Source organism: Bacteroides sp. 1_1_14, from assembly GCF_000162515.1.
GTDB lineage: Bacteria > Bacteroidota > Bacteroidia > Bacteroidales > Bacteroidaceae > Bacteroides > Bacteroides thetaiotaomicron.
In genome coordinates this window covers 449,375-462,513 of sequence record NZ_GG774703.1, presented here as the reverse complement: position 1 = coordinate 462,513, position 13,139 = coordinate 449,375, and the positions used below count along the sequence as shown (strand labels likewise).

The following is a 13,139-nucleotide window of genomic DNA, read 5'->3' as shown; positions in this document are numbered from 1 at the left end:
AGCTGACTAAAAAGTCGGCAGTATCTCAAACTCCCCTCCTTCGGGAAGGAGGGGTGGCAAAGCCGGGGTGGTAGGTGAATGCATAGTTCACTGTAATATAGAGAGTTATAATTCACCTACCACCTCCCCCTACGGGTACTCCTCCTTCCCGAAGGAGGAGAGTTGAGATAGAGTCGACTTTTTAGTTAACCCCGTTTAGTTTATCATATATAAGAGTATCTGTCTAAGGGAACTGAATAACAGATAAAATTAACAGATAGCATAAGTGCATGGGAAGCAAAATCTTGAATTTCTTCAAACGATTGTCCGTCACCAAAAAAGTAATACTTTGTATTCTTGCTTTTTTGGTGACAGGATATATCTTTTGTCTTCCCCGCCACCTGTTTCATGTCCCCTACTCCACAGTAGTGACGGACCGAAACGAGGAACTGCTGGGTGCACGCATCGCCTCCGACGGCCAATGGAGATTCCCTCCCCGAAACACGACTCCGGAAAAGATCAAGGAATGCCTCATCACTTTCGAAGACAAACATTTCTACCACCATTGGGGAGTCAATCCGTTCGCTATCGGAAGAGCTTTCTATCAGAATGTGAAGAATAAACGCATCGTAAGCGGAGGCAGCACGCTGACCATGCAGACCATCCGCCTGGCACGAAACGAATCGCGCACCTTCCGTGAGAAACTGATTGAAATGATCTGGGCCACCCGCCTGGAATTTCGCGCTTCCAAAGAGGAGATTCTTTCCATGTATATCTCCCATGCCCCTTTCGGGGGAAATGTAGTGGGACTGGATGCCGCCGCATGGCGCTACTTCGGACATTCTGCCGATGACTTATCGTGGGCGGAGTCTGCCATGCTTGCCGTTCTTCCCAACGCGCCCGCCATGATTCATCTGTCCAAAGGACGGAAAACGTTGCTTGACAAACGAAACCGCCTGCTGAAACAGCTTCTCGAAAAGAAAACCATCGATCCGTCTACCTACGAACTGGCTATCAGCGAGCCACTTCCCGATGAGCCTCATGCGCTCCCACAAATCGCACCGTACCTGGTCAGCCGGTTCTATCAGGAACGAAACGGCGAATACTCCCGTTCGACCATCAACAAGGGCATTCAGACTCAGGTAGAGGACCTGGCGGAACGATGGAGTAACGAATTCGGGCGAAGTGATATTCGCAATCTGGCCATTCTGGTGATTGACATTCCGAGCAATCAAGTGGTGGCATACTGCGGCAACGTCCATTTCGACCGGAAACAAGGAGGAAATCAAGTGGACGTCATTCAGGCTCCGAGAAGTACGGGCAGTATTCTCAAACCTTTCTTATATTACGCAATGTTACAGGAAGGAAGTTTACTGCCGGATATGTTGCTGCCGGACGTACCTGTCAATATCAACGGATTTACGCCACAGAATTTCAGTATGCAGTTCGAAGGAGCTGTTCCCGCTTCGGAAGCTCTCGCGCGTTCATTAAATATTCCCGCAGTCACGATGCTGCAAAGATACGGAGTCCCGAAGTTTCATAGCTTCCTGCAACAGATCGGGCTAAAAACCATCAACCGTTCTTCTTCCCACTATGGTTTATCACTTATTCTGGGAGGGGCGGAAGCCACTTTATGGGATGTAACAAACGCATATGCAATGATGGGACGCAGTTTGTTGCAACTGCCGCAAAGGTCTTGCAGCCTGTTGCTCCCGACAAGCCGAATCACAGAATCAACCGATCCTTTTCAGCCAGGCGCCGTATGGCAGACATTCGATGCCTTGAAAGAAGTCAACCGTCCCGAAGAGATTGACTGGAAATCCATTCCTTCCATGCAGACCATTGCATGGAAAACCGGAACGAGCTACGGATTCCGGGATGCTTGGGCGGTGGGTGTTACGCCCCGCTATGCAGTCGGCGTATGGGTAGGAAATGCCACCGGAGAAGGAAAACCCGGGCTGGTAGGTGCACAGACAGCCGGCCCCGTACTATTCGATATTTTTAATCTGCTCCCCTCCTCTTCGTGGTTTACACGTCCTGCGGGCATCTTTGTCGAAGCAGAGGTCTGCCGGAAATCGGGACATCTGAAAGGACGGTTCTGTGATGAAACGGACACACTTCTTGTTTTACCGGCAGGACTGCGGACAGAGGCATGCCCCTATCACCATCTCGTCACTTTATCAGCCGATGAAAGCCAGCGTATTTATGAAAATTGCGCCAACACGGAGCCTACGCTTCGAAAAAGCTGGTTCACACTGCCACCCGTATGGGAATGGTATTACAAGCAACATCATCCGGAGTATAAACCGCTGCCTCCTTTCAAAGCCGGATGCGGAGAAGATACTTTCCAGCCGATGCAATTTATCTATCCTCCGATGAACGCACGCATCAAACTGCCCAAGCAACTGGATGGCAGCAAAGGTTTCCTGACTGTAGAACTGGCGCACAGCAATCCTAATGCTACCGTTTTCTGGCATCTTGACGAGACCTACCAAGCCCAGACACAGGACTTTCACAAAATCTCCCTGCAACCCGCCGCCGGCAAACATTCGCTGACGGCAGTAGACGGTGAAGGAAATACCATCTCCACCACTTTCTTTGTTGAGTGATATTCATTATCTTTGCGGCATGAAACAGTCATTGAAAGAAAACGGAGGTCTGCCGGCATCCATCCTGTGGACGCTCGCCATTGTGGCAGGAGTCTCGGTAGCCAACATCTATTATATCCAACCGCTGCTAAATATGATACGCCATGAACTTGGCATATCAGAATTCCGTACCAACCTGATTGCCATGGTCACACAGATAGGCTATGCAGCGGGACTCTTGTTTATCACTCCCTTAGGTGATTTGTATCAGCGGAAAAAGATTATCCTTGTCAATTTCTTTGTCCTGATATTCTCCCTGCTGACGATTGCTTTGGCAGATAATATCCATCTGATACTCCTTGCTTCGTTCTTCACGGGAGCCTGCTCTATGATTCCGCAGATATTCATTCCCATAGCCGCCCAGTTCTCCCGTCCGGAAAACAAAGGCAGGAATGTCGGGATCGTCCTATCGGGCTTGCTGACCGGAATCCTTGCTTCACGGGTGGTCAGCGGATTCGTCGGCGAACTGTTCGGATGGCGCGAAATGTATTACATCGCCGCAGCCATGATGTTCGTCTGCGCGATTGTCGTGCTCAAAGTCCTTCCCGATATTCAGACCAACTTCCGGGGCAAGTACGGCGACCTGATGAAATCCCTGCTGGCTTTGGTGAAAGAGTTTCCGCAGCTACGCATTTATTCCATTCGTGCGGCGTTAAACTTCGGTTCCCTTCTTGCCATGTGGTCCTGCCTTGCCTTCAAGATGGGGCAAGCCCCCTTTCATGCCAACAGCGACATCATCGGTTTGCTGGGATTATGCGGTGTGGCGGGAGCATTAACCGCCTCCTTTGTGGGGAAATACGTAAAGAGAGTGGGTGTCCGCCGCTTCAACTTCATCGGTTGCGGACTGATCCTCTTTTCATGGCTACTCTTCTTCGTCGGAGAAAACACCTACCTTGGTATCATTCTGGGAATTATCATCATCGACATAGGTATGCAGTGCATCCAGCTCAGTAATCAGACCAGTATCTTCGAACTGTCACCCCGAGCCTCCAACCGCATCAATACAATTTTCATGACGACCTACTTCGTCGGCGGTTCCCTGGGAACCTTCCTTGCGGGTACATTCTGGCAATTGTACGGATGGCATGGTGTTATTGGAATTGGAGCTACACTGACCTGCATTTCTTTACTAATTACAACTTTGTCGAAGAAGTGAGTCAACAAAACGGAGCAGTAAACCGTTTAATACAAAAAAGGGAAACATGAAATACGGAGTTAACAAAGAAATCTTACTTATCACAGCAGGCACCGTCTGGATTATCGCCGGTGCCAATATCTTGCGAATAGGCATCGTTACATGGCTTAATAACTCCGAAGGCTGGATGTTCAAGATAGGAGAAGCAACCATCGTCTTTCTGCTGTTCTTCGTATTAATCTTCAAAAGACTCTATTACAAGCATACTCAAAGGATCGAACGGAAAAAGGAACAGAAGAACTGCCCTTTCTCCTTCTTCGATGTCAAAAGCTGGATCGTCATGATCTTTATGATCTGTATGGGCATCACCATCCGCAGCTTCCACCTGTTGCCCGAAAGTTTTATATCTGTCTTCTACACAGGACTGTCCATCGCACTGATCCTGACCGGTGTACTCTTTATCCGTTACTGGTGGCTGAGGCGCAAGACGAATCCGGTGTAACAGGAAAGCATCTATATTCCAATAAAATATAAACTTATAATAAATTTTATTGTGCTGTCCGGCAAGGTAAAAAGAATTCTGTCTTTTTATTGTATCTTTGCGCGACCAAAAAAATAAAGAAATGATTCCAACCCAACAGGATATTGCCGAATTCACCCGCTTTCAACGAAACGAGATAACAGAAAGCATCTTATATGAACGGCTCGCATCTATCGAAAAAGACGAGAATAACCGCAAAACGCTCCGACTGATAGCAGCAGAAGAAAAGTCGCATTACGCTATCCTCAAGAAATATACAGGAAAAGAAATCGGTCCGGACTATAAGCGTATCGCCCGTTTCTACTTTCTGGCACGCATACTAGGTATCACATTCGCCATCAAATTAATGGAGTCCAGTGAGGAAAATGCCCATAATAATTATGATAAATATGCCCATATACCGGACCTACAACGGCTGGCACATGAAGAAGAAGTGCACGAGCAAAAGTTGATTTCACTTATCAATGAAGAACGGCTGGAATATATGGGATCGGTCGTACTGGGACTTAATGATGCGCTGGTTGAGTTTACAGGTGCACTGGCAGGTTTCACACTTGCCTTGAGTGACAGTAAACTGATAGCACTGACCGGCAGTATCACAGGGATAGCCGCTGCACTGTCAATGGCATCTTCCGAATATCTTTCTACCAAATCGGAAGGGGATGATAAGAAACATCCGGTAAAAGCAGCTGTATATACAGGAATCGCCTATCTGATCACGGTAGTGTCACTGGTTACTCCGTTTATACTGATCAGCAATGTAATCGTAGCTTTGGGGGTGATGCTGACCATGGCACTTATCATCATTGCTCTTTTCAACTACTATTATTCCGTAGCCCGTGGAGAAAGCTTCCGAAAGCGGTTTACGGAAATGGCTGTACTCAGTTTCAGTGTGGCAGGTATCAGTTTCCTGATAGGATACGCTCTAAAGACATTTACCGGAATCGATGCCTGAAATCAATAAAGCATCCGACATCATTGAAGGTCCGGCAGTTACATAATAAAGAAACCTAAACCACCAGATTAAATAATAAAGCGTTATATTTAGAATGAAGAAAGCTCCATCTCCCCTCGTATCACTATTGCCCATTGTCGTATTAGTGATATTACTATTCGCCACCATTCGTGTATTTGGCAGTGATGCCCTCAATGGCGGAAGTCAGGTATCGCTGCTTACTACCACCGCCATTTGTATCCTTATCGGCATGGCTTTCTACAAAATCCCTTGGAAAGACTACGAACTGGCAATCACGAACAACGTGGCAGGAGTGACAACAGCCATCATCATCTTACTGATTATCGGCGCATTAAGCGGTATCTGGATGATTAGCGGAGTAGTGCCCACTTTGATTTATTACGGGATGCAGATTATCCATCCCAGTTTCTTCCTGACATCCACCTGTATTATTTGCGTATTGATCTCCGTTATGACCGGAAGTTCGTGGACAACGATCGCCACCATCGGTATTGCTCTCATGGGCATCGGAAAGGCACAGGGATTTGAAGAAGGCTGGATTGCGGGAGCTATCATCTCCGGTGCCTATTTCGGCGATAAGGTTTCTCCCTTGTCCGAGACGACCATATTGGCGGCATCCGTCACGGACACGCCCCTCTTCCGTCATATCCGCTACATGATGATTACTACGGTGCCCTCACTGATCATCACACTGATTATATTTACGGTAGCAGGTCTGTCTCATGACGCCAGCAATACCCAGCACATCGCGGAAGTGGCAGCTGCCCTGAACGAAAAGTTCCATATCACCCCGTGGCTGCTGATTATACCGATAGCAACAGGCATATTGATTGCACGGAAAGTGCCTTCCATCATTACCCTGTTTCTGTCCACTCTATTGGCGGGCATTTTCGCTCTGATCTTCCAACCGGATTTGTTGCGGGAAATTTCGGGGGCTGCCGTTTCCAACTTCGACTCCCTGTTTAAAGGACTGATGATGACCATCTACGGCAAGACAAGCCTGCAGACCGACAATGCTGTTTTGACAGATTTAATTGCCACCCGTGGTATGTCGGGAATGATGAATACCATCTGGCTGATATTATGTGCCATGTGTTTCGGCGGGGCAATGACAGCCAGCGGTATGCTGGGAAGCATCACATCGCTCTTCGTACGCTTCATGAAGAAAACAGTCAGCGTCGTATCGGCTACCGTCTGTTCGGGGCTTTTCCTCAATCTGGCAACTGCCGACCAGTACATCAGCATCATCCTGACCGGGAATATGTTTCGCGACATTTATGCTAAAAAAGGTTACGAAAGCTGCCTGCTCAGCCGGACCACCGAGGATTCAGTAACCGTTACATCCGTACTGATCCCATGGAATACCTGCGGAATGACTCAGGCTACCATCCTGAGTGTGCCTACGCTGGTGTATCTCCCCTATTGCTTTTTCAACATTATCAGTCCTTTAATGAGTATCGCTGTCGCAGCTATCGGATATAAAATTGTAAAACGCCCGTGAACAATCTGGCATACACTTTGTTTTTGCAATAAACGAACAACGTATTAAACCTAAACAAAAAAAAGTTATGAAAAAGTTTATTGCATTATTAGCATTAGTTTTAGTAAGTGCGAGCACAATGATGTATGCACAGGAAAGTAACGCAGCCATCCGCCGCGCAGACAGAAAAGCAGAAAGAGACGCAGAAAGAGCAAAACTTCGCGCAGAAGAACAGGTACAGGACATGGTAGCCTACCAGCAGGCTGTACAGGCTTTGAAGAACAAACAGTTTGTTCTGGAAGCCAATCAGGTGATCTTCCGTAACGGTATGAGTTCCTTCGTGACTTCCAACACTAACTTCGTCCTGATGAACGGAAACAGAGCCACTGTACAGACAGCTTTCAACACTCCTTATCCCGGCCCTAACGGTATCGGTGGTGTGACTGTAGACGGTAACTCTTCGGACATGAAGATGAATATCGATAAGAAAGGAAATGTAAACTGTTCATTCAGTGTACAGGGCATCGGTATCTCAGCTCAGGTATTTATTAATATGAGCAGCGGTAACAACAATGCTTCGGTATCTATCAGCCCGAACTTCAATAACAACAACCTGACATTGAACGGTAACATCGTCCCACTGGATCAGTCAAACATCTTCAAAGGACGTGCCTGGTAATCCGAACAGAAGAATATAAGAATAACTCCGCTACAAATCGCGCAAAATGCGTACATTTGTAGCGGAGTTTTTTTAATTGATCATTATGAGGGAATATATCATCGCAGATAATCAGGATATCAGCAAGGCAGGAATGATGTTTCTGCTAAGCCGGCAAAAGGATGTATCCGTTCTTTTAGAAGCTGACAACAAGGCCGAACTGATTCAGCAGCTGCGCCTGTATCCGCAAGCGGTGGTTATTCTGGATTATACCTTATTCGATTTTGCCGGAGCGGACGAACTGATCGTCCTGCAGGAGCGGTTTAAAGAGGCCGACTGGATTCTGTTCTCCGATGAGTTAAGTATCAATTTTCTCCGGCAGGTATTATTCAGCAGTATGGCTTTCGGAGTAGTGATGAAAGATAACTCAAAAGAGGAAATCATGTCCGCCCTGCAATGCGCTTCACGCAAACAACGATATATCTGCAATCATGTCAGCAATCTGCTGCTTTCGGGAACGGCTTCTTCCGCCGCATCCCCTGCAACGGTGGATGATCATCTGCTGACGCAGACAGAAAAGAATATCCTCAAAGAAATTGCACTGGGGAAGACGACAAAAGAAATAGCGGCAGAAAAGAACCTCAGCTTTCATACAATCAACAGCCACCGAAAGAATATCTTCCGGAAGCTGGGAGTCAACAATGTGCACGAAGCTACCAAGTACGCGATGCGTGCAGGGATTGTGGATTTAGCGGAATACTATATTTGACAGCCGGTTCAGTTCTGAAAGGGAACAGCCTATCGGGTTATCTCACCACTTCCGACACATATCCCCGCTTCTTCATCATAAATCACCCCGAACTGACCGGGAGCAATGCCCTGCAACTTCTCAGAAGATAAGATACGGAACTGACCGCCCTCTTCCTGTACCAGCTTTCCCTTCGTAAATTCAGGAGTGTGACGAATCTTGAAGGTAATATCTATCTCCTTTCCGGCATCTTTCCACAGATTCTCCGTAATAAAGTGGAAATCATTGATACGGAACTCACTGCCAAACTGCGTTTCGACTCCATATCCATGAGAGACATAGATGATATTTTCCTCAACATCCTTCTTGATCACAAACCAGGGACCGCCACTCAATCCAAGTCCTTTCCGTTGTCCGATCGTATGGAACCAGTAGCCGCGATGCGTGCCCACTTTCTTTCCGGTTTCCAGTTCTATAATCGCCCCTTCCCGCTCTCCCAGGAAACGACGAACGAAATCATTATAGTTAATCTTTCCCAAAAAGCAAATTCCCTGACTGTCCTTTCTTCGGGCACTGGGCAATCCTGCCCTGCTTGCGATTTCGCGTACTTCCTGCTTCATCAGTCCGCCGATAGGAAACATCAGTTTGGAAACTTGCAGGTAGTCTATCTGGGCCAGGAAATCCGTCTGGTCTTTAACAGGGTCTTTGGCTGTTCCAAGCCACGTCTTGCCGTCCTGCCGGATGGTGGTGGCGTAATGCCCTGTCGCCGTAAAATCGAAATTCTTTCCGACCTGCTGTTCGAAACAGCCAAACTTGATGAGTTTGTTACACATCACATCCGGATTCGGTGTTAGTCCTTTCTTTATTTTATCAATCGCGTAGGCGGCCACATTCTCCCAATACTCCTTATGCAAATCCACGACTTCCAAGGACAAACCATACTTACGGGCAATGGCAGTGGACATTTCAATATCTTCTTCGGCTGAACAATCCATATACTCCGCCCCGTCCATACCTATTTTGATATAGAAAAGAGTCGGTTTGTATCCTTGCTCACAAAGAAGGTGAACGACAACAGAGCTATCGACACCTCCGGACAATAATGCAGCTATATTCATCATCATAATTATTCGTTAAACAACAAAAGTTGTGCTAAGATGCCAATGTATTAATCACCGACAAATTAGCACATCAGCAAATCTGTTTCATTAAATCTTTATCAAAGTCAGGTTACGGTCCATCCAAAAATCATTTACTCTATATCACTCTCTTTGGATTCTAATTATTCTCTCTCTATTTATATGAATACCTATTGATCATTTTCGATGTTGCAAAGATAAGGCGGGATTTGCTAACAGCCTATCACATATTGAAGGCATTTTTATACCATAAATGTGGTAGATAAGCAAAGTATTTCCTACATTTGCACACTGAAAAGCTTTTTAAGATGACGAATTTACGTAAAATACTACTTATACCTGCCCTGATCGTCGTATCTGTCAGCAGCTTCTTTTCGTGTGGTGTGGACCGCTGGCCGGAATATGCCCACCTGACTGAACTGGATACATGGATGTATGATATCATGCAACAGAATTATCTGTGGTATCAATATATGCCTGGCTACGATGAAGTAAACCTGTTTCAGGACCCTGCCACCTTCTTATCCAAAGCAAAATGGGACAAAGACAGCTACTCTTTTGTAGATTCTGTCCTGGAAGCTCCGTTGCCAACCTATGGATTCGACTACTCGCTCGTCAAGAGTCAGGATAACGATACGGCATACAATGCCTTGATTACTTATGTTATCCCCGAATCACCCGCCGAAAAAGCCGGACTCCAACGCGGTGACTGGATTATGAAAGTAGACACTTCCTATATCAGCAAGAAGTATGAAACGCAACTACTGCAAGGTACAATAGCAAGAGAACTTTCGATGGGGGTATGGAAAGAAGTCGAGGAAGAGCCCGAAGAAGGGGAAGAAGTACCGGAAGAACCGGTTATGGTGTATAAAGTAGTACCGAACGGTGTCACGCTGGATTTGGGAGCCGCCCAGTCTATAGAAGACCAACCGGTACATAAATACGAAATTCTGACTTTAGACAATGGTGCTAAAGTCGGCTATCTGATGTACAACAGCTTCACCGCCGGAACCAATGACGATCCGGAGAAGTATAATAATGAATTACGTAAAGTCTCAACGATATTTCAGGAAGCCAACGTACAAGCCACTATCCTTGACCTTCGCTATAACGAAGGAGGATCGCTGGACTGTGTTCAGTTACTTGCCACCATCCTTGTGCCAAATGCAAGAATGGGCACTCCGATGGCTTATCTGGAATATAACGACAAGAACTTGGACAAAGACGCGACCATCAATTTCGATCAGGAGGTGCTGAAGACCGGTGTCAATCTGAATCAAAACACTTTGGTAGCAATCACCAGCGGAACAACAGCCGGAGCAGCAGAAATGCTACTGACCAGCCTATACAAAGAGGATCAGGCTCCTAACATTATTGTCATGGGTAGCGCAAGCAAGGGACAAACAGTGGCTACAGAGCAATTCATCAACGAAACCTACCGTTGGTCTGTCAATCCGGTGGTATGCACCGTTTACAACTCCGACCATGATGCAGGCGAAGACGCATTCGTGCTTGTTCCCAGCGATAAATTCAAAATAAGCGAAACGTCTATTAACGGGACTACTGATTACAGCCAGTTCCTCCCTTTCGGCAATCCTAAAGAAAGAATGCTAAGCATAGCCATCCAGACATTGGAGGGAACCTATCCGCCGAAAGACGAAGACAAAGAAGAAGAAACTCGAAGTACCAAGAGTATTAAGATAGAAAAAAGTGTCAGCAGTCCTGCCAGCAGAAGATTTGCCGGAGGGTTACGGATTAAATAAACAAGTATGAAAAAGATAGCACTTCTGTTGTGTGCGATAGTAATGTTCGGTTGTTCGGATGATGAAGAAAAAGCAGGCACAGAAGTTCCTGACCCGGAAATAAGCAAGATGCTGTTCTCCGAATTTTGCAAGTCCGATGGAATCGGAGTATCTGACGTTACTAAAGAAGAAGAGTTTCGCTACGAAGATGCCTGGCTGACCGGTTATACCTACACGCAAGAAGTTTCGATAGCGGACTTGACAGAGATCATCAGCCATTCGCTTACCATCCAATACGAAAACAACAGAAGCAGTGTTACTTTCACAGACGAAATAGGGACTGAGCGTAAATACACCCTAAACGAAGAAGGATACGCCACGCAATGCGAATATGCTTCTCTCGACCAGAAGAGACAATATACCTTTTCATATACGGACGGCTATCTGACACAAGTGAATGAAAAGATTATGCCCCGGGAAGGAAGCAGCGATGCAGTTGTCGCGCACACTCTTTCTCTACAGTATGACAAGGGCGATTTAATTTCCACCATCTCTCCTTCACTGCCCTATGAATCATCCACCGGTTACGGAAAGCTTCAGACTAATTATGAAGCGGGAGAAGATATCAATTATTATCGTCTTCCCTGTATGCTGGTGGCGGATACTTATCCCCTTTCCTTCCATCGTGAAGCCTTGTTTGCCGGCATGCTTGGCAAACCGACACAACACCTTACTACCGCCTCTTATCCGGAGAAAACCAGTGACACATACACCGAAAGAACCGAATATACTTATAGCTTTGATAAAAACAAGAAACCTGTCAGTCTAAAGGTCAGCACTAAATATGGTAATGGCAAAAGTATATCTTATCTGAATCGCACGATCTCAATTACGATTGAATAACCCGATTCTTGTCAAGAGCAGATTTATAGATTCTTAACTCCGACTGACCTTTTCCGCTACATAAAAGCCTGTTTATCGAAACAAAGCCTCCGTTTTCACCTAACAAAGCATCTGATTACACTTAACATAGTATGTAATTTGCCTTAACATACCTTCTAATTCTTCCCGACATCCCTTCTAAATTTCAATAAGCACCGAGCTGAACCACTCCCAGCACCGATCTGAACAGTTCCTCACCAAGTAGTACACAAAAAAAGGAGAAAGTTTTCACTTCCTCCTTCTATCGTAGTTTAATTTCAATCTACTATATGATTATGTCTCCAAAGATACGACATCCGGATGCAAAAGTCAAGCTTTTCCGGTTTTATTTCTTGAAGAATTTATCAAAGAACAAAATCTGATAATCGATAGCGTTATTCCAGTATTCTCCGGTATGTCCTCCGGGACGGGTGATAAAATCATGATCGATCTTCTTTTCCAATAAGCGGTTGTGCAAATCCTTATTCACCTGAATGAAGAAGTCAGCCTCGCCACAATCAAAGATAATTGCCAAATCCCCGTTCTGAATCTTATCAATCTGATTGATTACAGTATGCGTATCCCATATTTCCTTGTTAGATTCATAATCCCCCAGGCGTTTTGCCATGTCCCAATTCTTCGGGAACGGACGAATGTCTACGCCTCCACTTGTACTTCCACAAGCGCCAAAGGTATCTTTATGACGGATAGCAGTCCACAGACCACCATGTCCGCCCATACTCAGACCGGTAATGGCACGCCCCTTGCGATCGGTGATTGTCTTGTAATGTCCGTCGATATACTTCACCAGTTCCGATGAGACAAAAGTTTCATATCGGAAAGACGGGTCTTTCGGACTGTCCCAATACCAGCTGGTACTTCCGTCCGGGCAAACAAAAATGATTCCTTTCTCATCCGCAATCTGAGGCAGATTGGGTTTAATCTCAATCCACGTCTTGGCATGTCCGCCAAAACCATGCAAGAGATAAACAGTAGGACACGCCGTAGCTTTCTTTCCCAATGCCGCATCCGGAGTGACTACTACTACCTTGATGTCCTTGTTCATGGAAGGACTTTTCACTAATAACGTATCTACTTTGGCAGCAAAAGAAGACGCTGCCCCAACTAACAAAAGAGCGATTAATAGAAGTTTTTTCTTTTTCATTGTGTTT

General features: G+C 46.0%; 11 protein-coding genes. 9 read left to right on the top strand and 2 right to left on the bottom strand.

The features are described from left to right. The first annotated feature begins 269 nt into the window (after positions 1-269). The 7 genes from pbpC to HMPREF9007_RS19165 all read left to right on the top strand — a co-directional run bounded on the left by pbpC (position 270) and on the right by HMPREF9007_RS19165 (position 8,186). The gene (gene pbpC, locus HMPREF9007_RS19135; RefSeq protein WP_008760480.1) at positions 270-2,588 is read left to right on the top strand and encodes a penicillin-binding protein 1C; all 2,319 of its coding nucleotides are present in this window, start codon (positions 270-272) and stop codon (positions 2,586-2,588) included. Positions 2,589-2,607: 19 nt separating this feature from the next. Then, positions 2,608-3,783, top strand: coding sequence for an MFS transporter (locus HMPREF9007_RS19140; protein WP_008766719.1), 1,176 nt, complete (start codon positions 2,608-2,610; stop codon positions 3,781-3,783). Positions 3,784-3,829: 46 nt separating this feature from the next. Further along, complete coding sequence (locus tag HMPREF9007_RS19145) at positions 3,830-4,264, top strand: hypothetical protein (RefSeq protein WP_008760478.1); 435 nt, start codon at positions 3,830-3,832, stop codon at positions 4,262-4,264. A gap of 121 nt (positions 4,265-4,385) precedes the next feature. Then, complete coding sequence (locus HMPREF9007_RS19150) at positions 4,386-5,258, top strand: VIT1/CCC1 transporter family protein (protein ID WP_008760477.1); 873 nt, start codon at positions 4,386-4,388, stop codon at positions 5,256-5,258. 94 nt (positions 5,259-5,352) lie between these two features. Continuing rightward, on the top strand, positions 5,353-6,780 hold the full coding sequence (locus tag HMPREF9007_RS19155) for a Na+/H+ antiporter NhaC family protein (protein WP_008760476.1): 1,428 nt from the start codon (positions 5,353-5,355) through the stop codon (positions 6,778-6,780). A 67-nt stretch (positions 6,781-6,847) separates the two neighbouring features. Further along, positions 6,848-7,438 (top strand): DUF4251 domain-containing protein, encoded by a 591-nt coding sequence (locus HMPREF9007_RS19160; RefSeq protein WP_008760475.1) that lies wholly within the window; start codon positions 6,848-6,850, stop codon positions 7,436-7,438. 85 nt (positions 7,439-7,523) lie between these two features. Next, positions 7,524-8,186: a response regulator transcription factor gene (locus HMPREF9007_RS19165; protein WP_008760474.1), complete on the top strand. Its 663-nt coding sequence runs from the start codon at positions 7,524-7,526 to the stop codon at positions 8,184-8,186. 29 nt (positions 8,187-8,215) lie between these two features. Here the strand turns inward: HMPREF9007_RS19165 and mnmA are convergent, their stop codons facing one another. Continuing rightward, positions 8,216-9,283, bottom strand: a complete 1,068-nt coding sequence (gene mnmA, locus HMPREF9007_RS19170; protein WP_008760473.1) for a tRNA 2-thiouridine(34) synthase MnmA — start codon at positions 9,281-9,283, stop codon at positions 8,216-8,218. A 329-nt stretch (positions 9,284-9,612) separates the two neighbouring features. On the opposite strand from mnmA, the gene HMPREF9007_RS19175 reads away from it, so the two are divergent. After that, the gene (locus HMPREF9007_RS19175; protein WP_008760472.1) at positions 9,613-11,067 is read left to right on the top strand and encodes a S41 family peptidase; all 1,455 of its coding nucleotides are present in this window, start codon (positions 9,613-9,615) and stop codon (positions 11,065-11,067) included. A 6-nt stretch (positions 11,068-11,073) separates the two neighbouring features. Next, positions 11,074-11,949, top strand: coding sequence for a DUF4595 domain-containing protein (locus HMPREF9007_RS19180; protein ID WP_008760471.1), 876 nt, complete (start codon positions 11,074-11,076; stop codon positions 11,947-11,949). Positions 11,950-12,313: 364 nt separating this feature from the next. Here HMPREF9007_RS19180 and HMPREF9007_RS19185 read toward each other — a convergent pair whose 3' ends face one another. Beyond that, positions 12,314-13,132 (bottom strand): alpha/beta hydrolase family protein, encoded by an 819-nt coding sequence (locus tag HMPREF9007_RS19185; protein ID WP_008760470.1) that lies wholly within the window; start codon positions 13,130-13,132, stop codon positions 12,314-12,316. Positions 13,133-13,139 lie beyond the last annotated feature (7 nt).